This window comes from Cobetia marina, assembly GCF_001720485.1.
GTDB classification, from domain to species: domain Bacteria; phylum Pseudomonadota; class Gammaproteobacteria; order Pseudomonadales; family Halomonadaceae; genus Cobetia; species Cobetia marina.
Map to the genome: position 1 here is coordinate 3,105,263 of NZ_CP017114.1, position 17,242 is coordinate 3,122,504.

General features: G+C 64.8%; 12 protein-coding genes and 2 pseudogenes. 3 read left to right on the forward strand and 11 right to left on the reverse strand.

All coding sequences use genetic code 11. The features are described 5' to 3' along the window. Window positions 1–559: 559 nt before the first annotated feature. Entirely contained in the window at window positions 560–4,204 is a 3,645-nt protein-coding gene (gene rne, locus BFX80_RS13070; protein WP_084209137.1) for a ribonuclease E, read from the forward strand. Between the two features lie 65 nt (window positions 4,205–4,269). Beyond that, window positions 4,270–4,662 carry a hypothetical protein gene (locus BFX80_RS13075; RefSeq protein ID WP_084209138.1) on the forward strand — a complete coding sequence of 131 codons (393 nt, stop codon included), beginning with the start codon at window positions 4,270–4,272 and terminating at the stop codon, window positions 4,660–4,662. Between the two features lie 125 nt (window positions 4,663–4,787). Here the strand turns inward: BFX80_RS13075 and murB are convergent, their stop codons facing one another. From murB to BFX80_RS13120, 9 genes and pseudogenes are all read right to left on the reverse strand, one after another. Then, a complete protein-coding gene (gene murB / locus BFX80_RS13080; RefSeq protein ID WP_084209139.1) occupies window positions 4,788–5,849 on the reverse strand; it encodes a UDP-N-acetylmuramate dehydrogenase in 1,062 nt (353 codons plus the stop codon). After that, complete coding sequence (locus BFX80_RS13085; protein ID WP_084209140.1) at window positions 5,846–6,388, reverse strand: low molecular weight protein-tyrosine-phosphatase; 543 nt, start codon at window positions 6,386–6,388, stop codon at window positions 5,846–5,848. Before BFX80_RS13085 ends, murB begins: the two co-directional genes overlap by 4 nt. Continuing rightward, window positions 6,381–7,187, reverse strand: coding sequence for a 3-deoxy-manno-octulosonate cytidylyltransferase (kdsB, locus tag BFX80_RS13090; protein WP_084209141.1), 807 nt, complete (start codon window positions 7,185–7,187; stop codon window positions 6,381–6,383). Before kdsB ends, BFX80_RS13085 begins: the two co-directional genes overlap by 8 nt. Beyond that, window positions 7,187–7,381, reverse strand: coding sequence for a Trm112 family protein (locus BFX80_RS13095; protein ID WP_077372055.1), 195 nt, complete (start codon window positions 7,379–7,381; stop codon window positions 7,187–7,189). Before BFX80_RS13095 ends, kdsB begins: the two co-directional genes overlap by 1 nt. 52 nt (window positions 7,382–7,433) lie before the next feature. Further along, on the reverse strand, window positions 7,434–8,423 hold the full coding sequence (lpxK, locus tag BFX80_RS13100) for a tetraacyldisaccharide 4'-kinase (RefSeq protein ID WP_084209142.1): 990 nt from the start codon (window positions 8,421–8,423) through the stop codon (window positions 7,434–7,436). Further along, window positions 8,420–10,206 (reverse strand): annotated as a pseudogene (gene msbA, locus BFX80_RS13105) (lipid A export permease/ATP-binding protein MsbA). Before msbA ends, lpxK begins: the two are co-directional and overlap by 4 nt. Beyond that, window positions 10,196–10,621 (reverse strand): ExbD/TolR family protein, encoded by a 426-nt coding sequence (locus BFX80_RS13110; protein ID WP_077372047.1) that lies wholly within the window; start codon window positions 10,619–10,621, stop codon window positions 10,196–10,198. The pseudogene msbA and the gene BFX80_RS13110 overlap by 11 nt, the downstream one beginning before the upstream one ends. 194 nt (window positions 10,622–10,815) lie before the next feature. Next, window positions 10,816–11,400, reverse strand: a pseudogene (locus BFX80_RS13115) (MotA/TolQ/ExbB proton channel family protein); the annotation flags it as partial. Between the two features lie 120 nt (window positions 11,401–11,520). Next, window positions 11,521–14,358, reverse strand: a complete 2,838-nt coding sequence (locus BFX80_RS13120; protein ID WP_084209143.1) for a ComEC/Rec2 family competence protein — start codon at window positions 14,356–14,358, stop codon at window positions 11,521–11,523. Window positions 14,359–14,526: 168 nt separating this feature from the next. Here BFX80_RS13120 and BFX80_RS13125 point away from each other — a divergent pair, with 168 nt between their 5' ends. Further along, window positions 14,527–15,108 carry a DUF2062 domain-containing protein gene (locus BFX80_RS13125; RefSeq protein ID WP_077372037.1) on the forward strand — a complete coding sequence of 194 codons (582 nt, stop codon included), beginning with the start codon at window positions 14,527–14,529 and terminating at the stop codon, window positions 15,106–15,108. Between the two features lie 105 nt (window positions 15,109–15,213). Here the strand turns inward: BFX80_RS13125 and BFX80_RS13130 are convergent, their stop codons facing one another. Both BFX80_RS13130 and BFX80_RS13135 read right to left on the reverse strand, forming a co-directional pair. After that, window positions 15,214–15,936: an ABC transporter ATP-binding protein gene (locus BFX80_RS13130; protein WP_077372034.1), complete on the reverse strand. Its 723-nt coding sequence runs from the start codon at window positions 15,934–15,936 to the stop codon at window positions 15,214–15,216. 52 nt (window positions 15,937–15,988) lie between these two features. After that, entirely contained in the window at window positions 15,989–17,233 is a 1,245-nt protein-coding gene (locus BFX80_RS13135) for a lipoprotein-releasing ABC transporter permease subunit (protein WP_077373141.1), read from the reverse strand. Window positions 17,234–17,242 lie beyond the last annotated feature (9 nt).

Genomic DNA, 17,242 nt, shown 5'->3' on the forward strand with positions numbered 1-17,242 from the left:
CGATTGCAGATCACGAATGCCGCCTCACGGACAGTCGTCCAATGCCGCTGGCTGGCCAGCATCATGACGAAAGACATCGATAACGTCCGCGCCAGAGATGGCGAGGTAACGCTATCAGCGGGCGCGGGACGTGTTACCCCGCGCGCCGCAGCGCGACCGGCCGTGACGCCACCTCCTCGCGAGACACGTCACTGCCCTCGAGCGCAGCAACACGATGCAATGCCCAGCCTTCTGGTGGGCCAATGACACACTACCGCCCGGGCATGATGCCCGGGCAATCATTCGATATCCGTGCCGAAGGCCGGCGTCGATGAATCGGCGAATGCCAGGTGTTAGGGAAGAGACCGCAGGGCCGGAGGAGTCAACGTTCCCCGCAACACGTCCTGCCTCTTTCCAGTACTCAACATGATCATGCCGCATGTGGCACGTCACGAGACGTGCCTGCATGCGAAAGACGCATCCCACGACATGCGCTGAGCACAACACGAAGCTGAAAACGGTTCCTCGTCGCCGACGCAAATGCGGCTGCCCTTCGGCACGCCCAGTCTAGCGAGACGACATGAAACGGATGCTCATCAACGCGACCCAGCCGGAAGAGCTGCGCGTCGCACTGGTCGACGGACAACGCCTTTACGATCTCGACATCGAGTCTGGTGCCCGCGAGCAGAAGAAAGCCAACATCTACCGCGGCAAGATCACCCGCATCGAGCCCAGCCTGGAAGCCTGCTTCGTCGATTTCGGCGCCGATCGCCACGGCTTCCTGCCGCTCAAGGAAATCTCCCGCGAGTACTTCAGCAAGGACCCGGGCCAAGGCCGCCCCAACATCAAGGAAGTGCTCAAGGAAGGCCAGGAAGTCATCGTCCAGGTCGACAAGGAAGAGCGTGGCAACAAGGGCGCCGCCCTGACCACCTTCATCAGTCTGGCCGGCCGCTTCCTCGTGCTGATGCCCAACAACCCGCGTGCCGGTGGCATCTCCCGCCGCATCGAGGGGGAAGAGCGCGCCCAGCTGAAAGAGGCGATGAACAGCCTCACCCTGCCGGACAAGATGGGCGTCATCGTACGCACCGCCGGTATCGGCAAGAGCGCAGAAGAGCTCCAATGGGACCTCGACTATCTGGCTCAGGTCTGGGATGCCGTCACCAAGGCTGCCGCCAGCCGCCCTGCCCCCTTCCTGATCTATCGTGAATCCAATGTCATCATCCGTGCCATGCGCGACTATCTGCGCAATGACATCGGTGAGGTGCTGATCGATTCCGGTGACGTCCAGGAAGAAGCCCTGTCCTTCGTCCGTCAGGTCATGCCGAGCTATCAGCAGAAGATCAAGCTCTACGAAGACGACGTACCGCTGTTCTCGCGCTTCCAGATCGAATCCCAGATCGAGACCGCCTATCAGCGCGAAGTGAAGCTGCCTTCCGGTGGCGCCATCGTCATCGACCACACCGAAGCTCTCGTCTCCATCGACATCAACTCCGCGCGTGCCACGCGTGGCAGCGATATCGAGGAAACCGCGCTGCAGACCAACCTGGAAGCGGCGGACGAGATCGCGCGCCAGCTGCGTCTGCGTGACATCGGCGGCCTGGTGGTGATCGATTTCATCGACATGACCCCGGCGCGCAATCAGCGTGAAGTCGAGAATCGCGTGCGAGACGCGCTCAAGATCGACCGCGCTCGCGTGCAGATCGGTCGCATCTCACGCTTCGGCCTGATGGAAATGTCGCGTCAGCGCCTGCGTCCGTCACTGGGCGAGACCAGCGGCGTGGTCTGCCCGCGCTGTGACGGCCAGGGCACCATCCGCGACGTGCGCTCCATGGCGCTCTCGATCATGCGCCTGATCGAGGAAGAGGCCATGAAGGAGCGCAGCTCGCAGATCCGCGCCATCCTGCCGGTGCCGGTCGCGACCTACCTGCTCAACGAGAAGCGCGCCACGCTGTTCGACATCGAGCGTCGTCAGGGCGTCAATGTCGTGCTGCTGCCGAACCCGGAACTCGACACGCCGCACTACGAAGTCGTGCGTCTGCGTGATGACCATGTCGATGAAGACGGTGCCGACAAGTCCAGCTTCGAGCTGTCCGTCGAGACCGAAGTCGGCAAGGAGCCGGATCCGAATTTCGACAAGCCACCGGCACGCACCGAAGCGGCGGTCAAGAGCGTGTCCCACACGACGCCTGCCCCCGCCTCCGCACCGGAAGTCAGCGAGCCCGCCGAGACTGACGAGAACACCTCCGCTTCCGGCAACGGCAACGGCAACGGCAACGGCAACGGCAACGACAATGCCAAGAACGGCAACGACAATGCCAAGAACGGCAACCGTCGTCGCAATGGCAATGGCAGCAATAACCGCAGCCGCAACGACAATCGCAACGACAATCGCAACGACAGCCAGAGCGAGACTCGCAACGACAGTCGTCAGGGATCGCGCAGCGACACTCGTAACGACGGCCGCAATGCCAATCGCAACGACAATCGTCAGACCTCTCGCAATGACGGGCGCAATGCGGTGAGCAAATCCGAGGCCACGGCGGCCCCGGCCACCCAGGCACCGGCAGCAGCCCCTTCCGGCGGCGGTCTGCTGGCACGTCTGGCCAAGGGCTTCAGCCGCCTGCTGGGCAGCGACGACAGCGCCAGCGCGACGCCGGCCAAGTCCAGCGAAGCCCGCAAGGCACTGGAAAAGGCACGCGAACGTCGCGAAAGCGTCAGCGAAGCCTCAACCGACGGCAATGCACGCAAGGATGGCCGCAATGCCAACCGCGGCAACGCACGCAACGACAATCGTCGCCGCAACGCCGAGGGCGATTCACGCCAGCAGGACTCGCGTCAGCAGGACTCTCGTCAGCAGGACACGCGCGGCAACGACAACGATGGTCGCAACGATGGTCGCAACGACAGCCAGAGCGACAACCGCTCCGAGGGTCGCAGCAACAACAAGCGTCGTCAGCGCAATGACCGTGGCAATCGTCGCAAGTCCAGCGAGTCGCGTCAGGACAACGCTCAGGACATCGTGACCAACGACAGCAAGCCGCAGGCAGAAGCGACGGAGAAGACATCCGACGCACAGACACCTGCCAAGGCGCCGTCCGGCAATGATGCCAAGAGCGATGCCAAGCAGAACGTTGCCAAGCAGAACGAGGCCAAGCAGAACGATGCCAAGCAGGACAATGCTGCCAAGCGTGATGACAAGCCGGCGCGCCGTGAGAAGCCTTCCAAGGCGGACAAGGCAGAGCAGGTCAACAGCCATCATGCTCGCGAGTCCATCAAGGCGGCAGAACAGGCCCAGCAGAGCGAGCAGCAGGCAGACGATGTCCAGCAGCCGACGCGCAACAATCCGCGCGCTCGTAGCCGCAGCCATGCACTCAATCCCGATGCCGTCGCTCAGCAGCAGTCCCTGAAGGCCATGGCACTGGCCGGCCCGCAGGCGCAGAGCGCTCAGCCAGCCGACGCCGTGCTCGATGACGTCGCCTCGACCGCAGCACCGCAGCAACCGGTTCCCGCCGTTGCCGAGGAAGGTGCCGAAGGCGTGAAGGTCGCGCCTGAGACGGTCGAGAGCAGTGAACCGCAAGCGCAAGCTGTCGTCGCTGACAGCGACGGCGACAAGGCAGCGCCTGCCGACACCAGTGCCGACGTCAGCGCCAAGGTGGAGACGGACGTGGCGCCGGCCGTGGCAGTGGCCGCTGACGACGCCACGCCTGATGAGCAGCCGTCGGTCGCCGAGACGCCAGAGGCGCCGGAAATCAGTGCGCCCAGCACGCAAGCCCTGCAACAGGACGTGACGACACGGGATGGCTCTGCCGAGGTCAGCGACTCCAGCACCGCGTCTGCCACGCCCCATCAGGCTCAGCGCACTGAACAGCACGCCACCCAGCGTACTGAACAGCATGCACCGCAGCAGGCCAGCGCTCATCAAGCGCAGGCCGAGACGCTGAGCGCAACGACCGATACCGATGCCGACACCTCTGAAACCGTGTCCGATGCCGAGGCCGATGTGGCAGCAACGGACGTCAAGGCGGATGACAGCGCGGTACAGGCGCAGGTCGCGGTGGAGACCGCACCGGAAGCGGCCGTCGACAGCCAGGCGCTGAAGGACAGCGTGATGCCGCAGGAGACGGCGTCCGTGGCCGAGACCGAAGCTTGCGTGGAAGCAGACACCCCCATCGCACTGAGCACGCCAGCGAAGCGGCGACGCAGCCAGAGGCGACAGCTCAGGTAGAAGCGACTCCGGAGACTGCACCTGCCGAGCAAGATGCAGGACAGTCTGAAGCCGCCAAGCCGGAAGTGCAGCAGCCACAGACGGAATCTGCCGCGACCCCGCTGGCGTCGACTCAGGCCGATGCACAGCCTGATGCGTCTCAGGCAGAGGCTGCGCCAGCAGAGCCCGCTCTGGAAGATGTCGAGGCGACCGCCTCCGTGCAGACGGAAACGCCAGCACAGGATGACGACATCGCCGCGGCAGACGCTCAGGCACCTGCAAGCGATGACAAGCAAGATGAGGCAGCCGGGACCGCCAACGCTTCACGTCGCCGCCGTGGTGCTCGCGCCTACAATGACCCGCGCGAAGTTCGTCGTCGTGAGCGTGAGGCCGCCGAGAAAGCGGCCGCCGATGCTCAGGCGACAGAGGGTCAGGCAGAAGTCAGCTCGCAGGACAACGACGACAGCACGTCACGTTGAGCCCTGCCCCCTGCCTCACCAGCTTCATCGGTGCAGGCAGGGGATTGACCCGCCACGAAAAAGCCCCGCAGATCACTCTGCGGGGCTTTTTCGTGGCGGAATACCTTCGACAAACCGACCAACCGTCAGGAAGGCGTCGCGGCCATCTCTCCCAGTACGCGCGGTTCCTGCTCCAGCCAGACCCCGAAGCGCGCATGAACGCTCTCACGCACCTCCTGTGCCAGCGCCAGCAGCTCCGAGACCTGCCCGCCCCCAAAGTGAACCAGCACCAGCGCCTGGCGATCATGCACGCCGACATGACCCCGACGTGCCCCCTTGAGGCCACATTGGTCGATCAGCCAGCCGGCCGCCAGTTTCACGCTGCCATCGGCCTGCGGGTAGTGCGGCAAGGTCGGATGATGCGCCAACAGCTCGCGAGCCTCGTCGGCGGCAAGCTGAGGGTTCTTGAAGAAGCTTCCCGCATTGCCGAGCACCGCAGGGTCCGGCAGCTTTTCACTGCGCGTGGCAATCACGGCATTCGCCACGCTCAATGGCGTGATGGCCACCCCTTGCGGTGTGGCGGCATTGACGCGCTGAGCGAGGTCCCCATAGGCGAGTTGCGGTGTCGCTTCACGCGTCACCACGAACTCCAGGCGAGTGATCAGGACGCGATGCTCAAGCGACCCCTTGAAGAGACTGTCACGGTAGCCGAAGGCGCACTCCTCGCGACTCAGCCAGCGCGTGCTGCCATCCTCCAGCGACATGACTTCCAGTCGCAGCAGATGGTCGGCCAGCTCGACACCATAGGCACCGATGTTCTGGATCGGGGCTGCGCCACAGCAGCCGGGAATCAAGGCCAGATTCTCATAGCCCCACCAGCCAGCTGTCGCCAGCTCCATCACCAGGGCGTGCCAGCGCTTGCCCGCCTCGACACTCACGGTGGCGGTTCTGCCATCCGCTGCCGGCGTGATCGTCATGGCCTCGAAGGCCGGGCGCATCACATGGGCATCCAGCCAGGGCAGCAACACCAGATTGCTGCCCCCACCGATCACCACCAGACGCTCATCGGCCGCACGCGAGTCCAGAATCTGGCGACGCGCCTCGGCCACGCTGCGTGGCTCACTGAAGGTACGTGCGGTGGCGGCAAAGCCCAGGGTATTGCAGGCCGTCAGTGATGCTCTCGTCGATGTCTTGTCGGACGCCTTCATGAAGGGGCCCGCGTGACAGGTGGCAGGGCATCGATCAATGCCTCACAGGCGATGTCGATCAGGTCCAGCACCTGCTCGAAGGCCTCAGGCCCCCCGGTATAGGGGTCCGGCACTTCGCGACTGCCTCGCGCCAGAGTCGGCAGCGGCGTCGGCAGCAGGTCCAGCAGACGGCCAAGCAGTGCCGGACTGTCCTGGGGTGCCAGACGCCGCGCGTCACTCAGGTTGGCATCATCCATCACCAGGATCAGATCGACGTCATAAAAGTCCTGCACGCACAGCTGGCGGGCGCGCAGGCCACTGATGTCGTACCCACGCTCAGCCGCATGCGCGATGGCACGTGAATCCGGCGGAGCGCCCACATGCCAGTCACTGGTACCACAGCTGTCGACCTCGATGAGCTCATCCAGCCCATGGCGTGCCAGCGCGGCACGCAGTACGCCTTCCGCGCTGGGGGAGCGACAGATATTGCCCAGACAGACCATCAGAATTCGTCTGACCGGCGGTCTGCGCGCCGCTATCCGCTCAAGCAACTCACTCATCACCGGCCTCTTGCGTCAGCCAGTCACGCACGCGCTCGAGATCTTCCTGGGTATCCACACCGGCAGGATGGGAGGTGCAGGCGATGGCGACCTGAATCGCATGACCATGATGCAGTGCGCGCAATTGCTCGAGCTGCTCGAGCTGCTCCAGCGGCGCCGGCAGCCAATCGACATAATCGCTCAGAAAGCTGGCGCGATAGGCGTAGAGACCGATATGGCGCAACCAGGAGTCGGTGGCCAGCACGGTCGGCGGCGTGGTGAAGTGCTCCCGATCCCACGGCAGCGGTGCGCGCGAGAAGTACAGCGCGCGACCACGCAGATCACGCACCACCTTGACCACATTGGGATTGAACAGGCTATCGACACTGGTGATGGGCTCGGCCAGGGTCGCGATGGAAGCCCCCTCGTCTTCCTCGAGACGCAAGGTGACCTGATCGATCAGCGCGGCAGGCAACAGCGGCTCATCTCCCTGCACGTTGACGACCAGCGTCTCGGGAGCCAGTGCCAGCCGCTCGACCACTTCCGCGAGACGATCGGTGCCACTGGGGTGATCGGCACGAGTCATCACGACCTCGGCACCGAAGCCCTCACAGACGGTGCGGATACGCTCATCGTCCGTGGCGATTACCACACGGCTTGCCTGACTGGCACATGCATTGCGCCAGACATGCTCGATCATCGGCCGACCATGGATGTCCGCCAACGGCTTGCCGGGCAGGCGCGAGGAGTTGAAGCGCGCCGGAATCACCACCACGGCGCCACGACCTGTCACATCACTGCTGTGCGCCACATCGCTCATCAGCCGCGACTCCCCTTGAGCTTCTCGTCGGCATCCATCACGCGCGCTTCTTCTTCCAGCATGACGGGGATGCCGTCACGCACGGGATAGGCCAGCCCATCATAGAAGCACTTGAGCTCGGCATTCGCCGCATCATAGGTCAGCTTGGCCTGACAAAGCGGGCAGACCAGCAGCGCGAGCAATTCCTTGTCCATCGAGACATCTCCGGGATAACAGCTAATAAGAAAGAAACAATCGGTCAGTCGCTCACAGCGCCTCGAGGCGGTTGGCGAGCCAATCCACCAGCGCCTGATCGGGACGCGCCTCGACATCCAGTGCCCAGCAACGCTCGTTGGCGAAGCGGCGACACTTCACGGCATCCTTGGCCGTCATCACCACCGGCAGGTTGTCGGAAAAGCGCAGATCCGTCGGCGTGAAGCGGTGATGGTCCGCCAGGGGATGGGGCTGATGCTCCACCCCCAGATTGGTCAAGGTACGGAAGAAACGCTGTGGATTGCCGATACCGGCCAGTGCATGCACCGAGCCACTGAATGGCTGATGAGTGGCGGGATAACGCACATCATCGATCAGATGGCGCCAATGGACCGGCGTCAGCGCCATGCAATGCGATTCCACCGGCAGGCGGGTGCAGTCGATCACCCCATTGGAGATCACGGCATCGACACTCGCCAGCCGTGACAGCGGCTCCCGCAGGGGACCCGCCGGCAGGCACCGCTGATTGCCGAAGGCGCGCTCGCCATCCACCACCACCAGCTCGATGTCGCGCCCCAGCGCATGGTGCTGCAAGCCGTCATCGGAGAGCAGGATGTCGCACCCCGCCGCGATCAGACGACGCGCGGCACTGGGACGGTCAGGGTCCACCGCCACCGGCAGGCCGGTCTGCTGAGCCAGCATCACCGGCTCATCTCCGGCGTGCTGCGGGTCCGTATCGGCCTGGACATACAGCGGGTAACGCGGCGCGTGGCCACCATAGCCCCGTGAGATGATGCCCGGGCGCCAGCCCTGCTCGCTCAACCAACGGCCGAGCCAGGCCACCAGCGGCGACTTGCCGGTTCCACCGACGGTGATGTTGCCGATCACGATCACCGGCACCGGCGCCTTCCAGACCTCACGCTTGCCAGTGAGATAGGCCTCACGTCGGCGTGCCACCACCCCTTTATAGACATGCTCCAGCGGACGTAACAGATGGAGCCAGGCGGCGCCCCGATACCAGGCGTCTACCAGTCGTTCACTCATGCGTCAGCCGTCTCCCGGAACTGGATGCGATGCAGGGCGGCGTAGGCCCCTTCCTGAGCGATCAACGCTTCATGCGTACCGTCTTCGATGATCTCGCCGTCATCCATCACCAGGATGCGATCCGCCTTCTCGATGGTGGACAGGCGGTGCGCGATGACGAAGGTGGTACGGCCCTGACAGACTTCCTCCAGCGCCCGCTGGATGTAGCGTTCCGACTCGGTGTCCAGTGCCGAGGTGGCCTCATCGAGCACCAGAATCGGCGAATCCTTGTAGATGGCACGCGCGATGGCGATGCGCTGACGCTGCCCCCCGAGAGCATGATGCCGTTGTCACCGACGATGGTGTCATAACCCTGGCTCATGCGTTCGATGAACTCGTGGGCATAGGCGGCGCGCGCCGCCTCCTCGACCCGCTGGACATCCGCTTCCCCGGTGCCGTAGGCGATATTGGCGGTGAGGTTGGCATTGAACAGCGTCACGTTCTGGGAGACCAGCGCGATCTGCTGGCGCATCGGGCGCAGCTTGTAGTCCTCGATGGCCACGTCGTCGATCAGGATGCGGCCCGTGGTAGGCGAGTAGAACCGTGGCAGCAGGCTCATCAGCGTCGACTTGCCGGAACCTGAGCGCCCGACGATGGCCACCATCTGCCCGGCCTCCACTTCCAGATCGATGCCCTTGAGCACATCCGGCTGGTTGTCGGCGTAACGGAAGTGGACGTTGTCGAAGCGCACCCGGCCCGCCAGGCGACCGTCCGGGACCACATTGCCGTTGTCGGGCTCCGCGGGCATGTCGAGCAGCCCGAACAGCTCCTCGGACGCCGCCATGCCCTTCTGGATCTCGCCGTTGACCTCGGTCAGCTGACGCACCGGCTTGGCCATCATCGAGGCCGCGGTGATGAAGCCGACGAATTCACCCGCCGACATGCCAGCCATCAATTCCGGCGCCATCGCCAGCCACACCAGGGTCGCCAGTGCCACGGCGATCAACAGCTGGATCACCGGCGTGGCGGTGGCCTTGGTCAACGCCTCCTTCATCTTCTGCTCGCGGTTGTACTCACTGACCGCAGCGAAGCGCGCCTTCTCGTAATCTTCCGCACCGTGGGTGCGGACCACCCGATGCCCGGACAGCGCCTCGGATGCCACATGTGTGACCTCCCCCATCGAGCCCTGGATACGCTTGGAGAGCTTGCGGAAGCGCTTGCTGGCATAGCTGACCACCCAGCCGATCAGCGGCGTGACCGCGATGAATACCAGCGTGAGTTTCCAGTTGGTCCAGAACAGATAGCTCAGCAGACCCAGCACGAAGAAGCCTTCGCGCATGATGATGGTCAATGCCTTGGTGGCGGCGCCGGTGATCTGCTCCACGTGATAGGTCACGCGGGTGATCAGGTGACCGGTGGAGTTCTCGTCGAAGTAACGTCCCGGCAGATGCAGCATGTGGTTGAACACGGTGGTACGCAGGGTATGCACCACGTTGCGTGCCACGTCGCTCATGCAGTAGGTCCCCAGGAAGGTCCCCACACCGCGTATCGCGAACATGCCGATCACGAACAACGGCAGGAACAATCTGAACTGGGCGTCAGGATTCTGAATGCCATCGATCAGGCGCTTCATCATCTCGGCCAGCGCCGTGCTCGAGGCACCATAGATGACGTAACCCAGCACGGCAGCCAGGAACATCTTCCAGTACGGACGGACATAGCCGAGCAGGCGGCGGTAATGAATCCAGGTGGAGTCGCGACTCACGGGGTCTCCATAGACTTGAGCGGCGCCCTCATGGGGCATCCGGTGGTGATGTATCGGTCCCGGTGCGCGTACTGATGCGCACTCGGGTAATGCCCACTTCGGCGGCAGCGTCCAACGCTTTCACCACCTTCGCATGTGGCGTACGGCCATCGGCTTCGAGGATCAACCCGAAGCGATCAGCCTGGTCCTTGTGTCGTGCAAGCGCAGCCCCCAATGCTGACTCGGTGAGCGAGGTGTCACCGAGCGTGAAATCTCCCTTGGCGCCGATGGTCATGATCAGCGGCGCCTGCTCCACGGCGCTGGCCTGACTGGATTGCGGCAGAATCAGGTCCAGGGCGCGTCGACTGTCAAACGTGGTCGAGACCATGAAGAAGATCAGCAGCAGAAAGACCACGTCGATCAGCGGCGTGAGATTGACCTCGACCGATTCACGCTGGCGACGAGGAAACCTCATGACGGCCTCCCGGGCCCCACGCCTCGATCGGCGAGCGTGTCGGAGCCCGACAGCGGATCATCCTCGTCCCGGCGCATGTAGGCCGGCAGGTCTTCCGGCAGACTCTCCCTCGGCGCTGGCCCGTTGCGCTGGCCCGCGCGACGATCGAAGCCGTCATGACTCTCGGCCAGCCCCAGCTCCCCCTGATGGTGCGAGATGTATTCCACCACCTGCCCCGCCTGCTCTTCCATGGTCACGGTGATGTCTTCCACGCGACGCTGGAAATAGCGATGGAACATCAGCGCCGGAATCGCGACCGTCAGACCCGCCGCCGTGGTGACAAGCGCCTGGGAAATCCCGCCGGCCAGCTCCTGGGCACGCTCGGCGGACCCGGCGTCCACGATCACGGCGAAGACATCGATCATGCCGACCACCGTGCCCAGAAGGCCCAGCAGCGGGGTGATGGCCGCGATGGTCCCCAGGGGGCTCAGGAAGCGCTCCATGTCGTGGATTACCGCAACGGCCGATTCCTGAATGCGCGCACGCACCTGTTCATTGCCCAGGCGCGCATTGCGAAGCCCTGCCGCCAGCACCCCCCCAAGGGGCGAATGACTCTCCAACCAGTAGACATTGACCTGTCCCTGACTGATCAGTTCACACACCTGCTGTCCCAGACCGCGCGGCGCGATACGGCGCGTGCGCAACGTCCACAGACGTTCGAGGATGATGGCCAGTGCCACGACCGAACATCCCAGGATCGGGAGCATCAGCAGCCCCCCTGCGTACAAGGCTTCCAACATGTGACCTCTCCCTTGGTCTTGATGGTGCACCGTCAACGGCGCCGATCATTGTTGTCGTCATCAGGCCTGCGCGACCGCGTCCCTGGCACGCTGACAGGCAGACATTCGCCATGCCCCTGATCAATCAACGGATTTTACCCCAAGGCACTGCGTATCGATACCGGCAGCACCCCGCGCGGGAATGAGGCGCTCCGCGTCAGGGGACCACTCCCAGCGCAGCGCTCCCTCCAGGCCACTGTGCCAGACACATTGCGCATGCCGCATCAGGCGTTCGACCACCTCGTCATGCGGATGACCATGCGGGTTGTAGCGTCCGGCACTGATGATCGCGTGGCGCGGTGCCAGACGCGCGAGCCAGGAATCCCCACTGCTGCTGCGACTGCCATGGTGCGCGACGACCAGCAATGGCAGCGGGCTTCCCGCCAGCCGACGCGAGAGCAGCTCCACCAGCTGGCGCTCCTCCTGCACCCCGATATCGCCACTCAGCAACGCCAGCGGACGCTCACCCCACGCGATCAGAACCACACAGGAGTGGGCATTGTCACGCCGCACCTTCCACCCGGGCGGCGGCCACAGCATCTCCAGTTTCACGGGGCGGTCGGCGAGATGGCCGAGCGTGATGCGCCGCCCTGCCTCACAGGACGCGGTCGGCACGTCCTTCAGCCAGCCCACCTGACGGTCAAGACGGCCTCTCTGTCCCTCAGGCACCCACAACTGCGCGATCTGCTCCGCTCGCAGCGCCGCCAGTCCGCCTGCATGATCGCCATCACCATGACTGATGATGACGCCCCAGGGTGCCTCGGCAGCCGTCAGCAGCTCCCCCATGCGCGGCGGCCCGAAGGCAGCACCGGGGCCGAGATCATAGAGCCAATGACGAGGAAGATCCTCCATCGTCTCAGGCGACAGCACGCGCCCCGCTACCCTGAGCGATATCGCCAGCCCCTGTCCGACGTCATGGACGGTCACGACCAACGGGGCCGCTCGCGAATCGGCAAGCCATTCGCTGTCGCGCCCTGTGCGTCCTTCGCCGGCGTGGGCGCTGGACGGCCATGGCGCAGGCGGCCACAGCAGCAAGGCAAGCCCCGTCCCCCACAGCATCGCCAGGGCGGTGCACAGCCCCCTGACACGGCGCTCCAACCCCGGCACTCCACTTGCCAGCCACAGGCCGCCCAGTACCATCATCGCCATCGCTGCTGCCATGTCAGCGGACAGGGTGTCCGTCGCTGTCCGTGCGGGCCAGAGGCCATGGCGCTGCGTGACGGTCCCGAGCCACGCCATGCCATGATCCACTCGCTCGGCGAGCCACTGCCACAGCGCCCCGCTCATTCCTGCCCTTTCCGACAGCCGCAAGCCCATCGCGTCCAGCAGGGAGTCGATGCCAGCCAGCCCCCAGCCCAGCATCCCCAACGGCACGACCAGGAGGGTCGCGAGCGGAGCTATGGCGAGGTTCATCGGCATCGCAAGCCATGACAACTGACCACGCCCGACCAGCAGAGCGACCCCCATCACCAGCGTCAACACCCATTGACTGCGCAGCGTGGCGCGACACCAGCCCAGCGCGCCGCGGGGGCGCTCACACCCCTGCCAGGCCAGCAGCAGCGCTGCCACGGCAAGAAACGAATACCAGGTGCCGGGTCGCCACAAGGCCAGCGGATCAAGGCCGATCACCAGCGACAACGCCAGCATCCATATCTGCCAGACGCCCAGGCCGCTGCGCCCGCTGGCCATCCACAACCCAACACTTGTCATCAGCGCCGCTCGCAGCGCCGGCGGTGCCAGCCCCGCCAGTATCGCGAAACTCCAGGCCGCCAGACACGCCAGCCACCAGGGAGCGACGCTGAAACGCCAGTCGGCAGGACGAAGACGGCGCAGGACGCCAAAGCTCACCACCAGCACTAGGCTTGCCATCAGCCCGACATGCAGCCCTGACACCACGGCGAGGTGCGTCAACCCGGTGGCATTCAAGGACTCCCAGTCATCGCGAGTCAGCGCCGAGGCACGCCCCAGCGTCAGCGCCGCCAGCCAGCGGCAGGGCGAATGCGCCCATTGGATGTCATCGCCCCGCCCTCCACAGCCCTGCCAGAGCCGCTGCTCGGCCGCCAGGCGTAACGCTGCCACCCCGCGGGGTGGTGCCAGTCGCTGTGCCCGGGCGGGGTCTCGCACGTACCCCGTCGCCACGATCCCCTCGCGCCACCACCAGCTGACCCGATCAAAACTCTGCGGCGCGTCCGGGTTGCTGGCAGCATGCGGCGGCACCAGTCTGGCGATCAGCCGCCACCGCTCACCCGCTTGCCAGGGAACGAGAAGAGGCGAAGCCGATGATTCAGAGGCGGCACGCCGCGGCCAGTAGCGCCGCAATTGCACCCGCTGGCCCTCGAGACGGCGACAGGCCAGCTCACGCCCGGCGCTCGTCATGCCGGATGCGTTCATCCTGGGGGGCTTGAGCACCTCGCCCTGCTCACCGCCTGCTTCGCCGTCAGCGCCCGAGGCTCGACAGGCTTCCACCCTGAAGACCAGACGCACCGACTCCCCCGGGGCCGGGAGCGAACGACTGGCCTGCTCGATGCGCCCCTCCAGCCAGATATCCTCGCGCGCCAGTGCTTCGGCAAGCATGAGTGGCTGATGCACCAGCCCGAGCAGCAGCCCGCCCCACAGAGCAATCCCCAGCCGCAGGACTGCCGGGCGTCGCGCGAAGGCGAGCATCACCAGCAGGCTGAGCACCAGGGATGGCAGCAACAGGCTGTCTGCCATCCCGCTCAAGACATCCCCTGCGCTTTCGGGTGCGCCATCCGGCATGCGTCCCTGCCAATCGGCCGCCCACTCCCCCTGTCGCGACAGCCACACCCCGGCCACCAGACCGGCGAGCCACTGGATCAGAGCCCCCGGTGTCAGCCAGGACCCGCGAAACCGCGTGGCGTCGTTCGCGCCCACGGGCAGCTTTTCAGACGAATCGTTCAAGGAGGCAGATACCGCTCTTCATCAGGCATGACGGGGGCTGGCCTGCGTTCAGCATCATTTCAAGCACACAGGATTGCACGATGCGGGCCGCTTAACTGAGCTCACAGCATGGCAGTCCCGGGGACATGTATGGATAATGGCCGGCGTTGAATGCCAAATGGCCAAGCCATGCCTCGTCGTCTACTCAAGCGGTTCATGCCGGAACCGGATGCCCTCAGGCGCAAGAAATCCCTGCGCTTCATGCATCACCTGATCGCCGACCCCGCGTTGTGGGCGTTGTCGCGTCGAACCGTTGCCAATGCGTGCATGGTGGGCTTCTTCTGTGCCTTGCTGCCGATCCCCTTCCAGATGGTGGTGGCCGCCTTCGGTGCCTGGGCGTTGCGCTGCAACCTTGCGCTCTCGGTAGGTCTGGTATGGATCACCAACCCGTTGACCATGCCCGTGGTCTACTACGCGACCTATCGCGTGGGCGCCTGGATGCTCGATACGCCTGCCCGGGTGATGCCGGACCAGGTCTCCGCGGCCTGGTTCGCCAACCAGCTGGAAGATATCCTGCCGGCACTTGCGCTGGGCTCGCTGGTCAGCGCGGTGGTGGTCGCCCTGCTCGCCAACGTGCTGGTCCGGCTGCTGTGGCGTTATCAGGTCGTGCGCAGCTGGCGCAGTCGCCGCAAGGCGCGTCTGGCCGCCAGGCGTTGCACCAAGGCGCAGCGGTCCGACCAGAACGCTGCCCCGGATACCGACAAGTCCTGAAGGCTGACGACGCCGCCCATGAAAAAGCCCCGCCATCTCTCGATGGCGGGGCTTTTGGCTTTCTGGCATGGCGTGAGGCAGACATCCGCCACTCAGCGGTGGAGCTCAGTCCTCGTGCAGCTTGCCGCCATCCAGGCGCAGCACACGGTGCTGGTGCGCGGCCAGCCCATTGTCGTGGGTCACGATGATGAAGGCGGCCTGCGCTTCCCGAGCGATGTCGTCCATCAGCTCCAGAATGCGCGCCGCCGTGGTCTGATCCAGGTTGCCGGTCGGTTCATCCATCAGCACCAGGCTCGGGTCCGTCACCAGCGCACGCGCGATGGCGACGCGCTGACGTTCTCCCCCGGACAGCTCGCCCGGCTTGTGATCGGCGCGCGGCGCCATGCCGACACGCTCCAGCAGCTTGCGCGCCTTGACGGCGGCCTCGGCACGCTTGTGGCCCCGGATGATCAACGGCATCGCCACATTCTCTTCGGCGCTGAATTCCGCCAGCAGATGATGGAACTGATAGACGAAGCCGATGTGCTGATTGCGGAAGCTGCCAAGCGCCGACTCACTGAGCTCGGACAGGCGCTGGCCGGCCACCTTCACGATGCCCTGACTGGGATGATCCAGCCCGCCGAGCAGATTGAGCAGCGTGGTCTTGCCGGAGCCGGAGCTGCCGACGACGGCGACCCGTTCGCCGGCGTGCACACGCAGCTCCAGTTCGTCCAGAACCTGCACCTTCTGCGGGCCTTCGTCGTAGCTGCGACTCAGGCGCTCACAGATCAACATCGGCTTGCCGTGAGCCAGGTCAGTCGCACGGGTGTCAGAAGCCGGGGTCGGCATGGCGGAGTCTCCAGCAGCAGAGCGGGATGATGCATCGGTCGATGTCGGTAGATCATTCATAGCGCAGCACCTCGGCCGGCTGGATGCGGGAAGCGCGCCAGGCCGGATAGAGTGTCGACAGGAAGCTCAGCACCAGCGCGGAGCCGATGATGACGCCCATGTCGGACAGCTCGAGACGAGACGGCAGATAGCTGATGAAGTAGACGTTGGGATCCAGGAACTGGATACCGAAGGTCGACTGCACCCAGGCGATGATGTCGGAGACGCTCAATGCCAATGCCACCCCGGCGATGGCGCCGATGATGATCCCCATCACGCCGATGGTCAGCCCCTGGACGATGAAGATGCCCATGATGCTGCCGGGCTTGGCCCCGAGGGTGCGCAGGATGGCGATGTCGGCGTGCTTGTCGGTCACCATCATCACCAGCGTCGAGACGATGTTGAAGGCTGCCACGGCGACGATCACCATCAGTAGCAGGCCGATCATGTTCTTCTCCATCTGGATGGCGGCGAACAGGTTGCCGTGGGTACGCTTCCAGTCCATGCCGCGATACTGCGGCCCCAGCTGGCTGATGATGTCACGGGTGACGGCATCGGCACTGAACAGGTCATCGAGTTTCAGGCGTACGCCCTGCACCTCGCCTTCCTTGAAGCGTGCCAGCTTGGCCATGTCCGAGATGTCGGTGTAGGCGAGACTGGCATCCACGTCCGCGCCGACCTTGAAGATGCCGGTCACCGTGAAGCGCTTGAGGCGCGGGAAGATGCCCCCGGGCGTGATGGAGGCCTCGGGCACCAGCAGCGTGACGCGATCCCCGACGCCGACCCCGAGATTGCGTGCCAGCAGCTCCCCCATCACGATGCCCCAGCTGCCCGGCGTGAGGTCTGCCAGACTTCCTTGCACCATGTGCTCACTGATGATCGAGACCTGGTCCTCCGCGGACGGATCGATACCGGTGACCAGCGCGCCCTTGTTGCGACCATTGGTGGTGAACATGCCCTGCTGCTCGATGTAGGGAGCGGCACCGACGACATGCGGCTTCTCGCGCAACATGCCGGCGAGCGTCTCCCAGTCGGTGACGCTGTCGCGCGCCTCGACCCGCACATGCGGCACCATGCCCAGTACGCGGGTACGCAATTCGTGGTCGAAGCCGTTCATGACGGACAGCACCAGAATCAGCACGGCCACGCCCAACGACAGGCCGAGCATCGAGGTCAGGGAAATGAAGGAAATGAAATGGTTACGGCGCTTGGCGCGGGTATAGCGCAGGCCGATCAGAAAGGGTAGGCGATCCAGCAGCATCGAAGT

Excerpts from the sequence above, each read along its gene's own strand:
- rne (WP_084209137.1), top strand. The coding sequence starts at position 560 with ATGAAACGGATGCTCATCAACGCGACCCAGCCGGAAGAGCTGCGCGTC.
- murB (WP_084209139.1), bottom strand. The coding sequence starts at position 5,849 with ATGAAGGCGTCCGACAAGACATCGACGAGAGCATCACTGACGGCCTGC.
- BFX80_RS13085 (WP_084209140.1), bottom strand. The coding sequence starts at position 6,388 with ATGAGTGAGTTGCTTGAGCGGATAGCGGCGCGCAGACCGCCGGTCAGA.
- kdsB (WP_084209141.1), bottom strand. The coding sequence starts at position 7,187 with ATGAGCGATGTGGCGCACAGCAGTGATGTGACAGGTCGTGGCGCCGTG.
- BFX80_RS13095 (WP_077372055.1), bottom strand. The coding sequence starts at position 7,381 with ATGGACAAGGAATTGCTCGCGCTGCTGGTCTGCCCGCTTTGTCAGGCC.
- lpxK (WP_084209142.1), bottom strand. The coding sequence starts at position 8,423 with ATGAGTGAACGACTGGTAGACGCCTGGTATCGGGGCGCCGCCTGGCTC.
- BFX80_RS13110 (WP_077372047.1), bottom strand. The coding sequence starts at position 10,621 with ATGAGGTTTCCTCGTCGCCAGCGTGAATCGGTCGAGGTCAATCTCACG.
- BFX80_RS13125 (WP_077372037.1), top strand. The coding sequence starts at position 14,527 with ATGCCTCGTCGTCTACTCAAGCGGTTCATGCCGGAACCGGATGCCCTC.
- BFX80_RS13130 (WP_077372034.1), bottom strand. The coding sequence starts at position 15,936 with ATGCCGACCCCGGCTTCTGACACCCGTGCGACTGACCTGGCTCACGGC.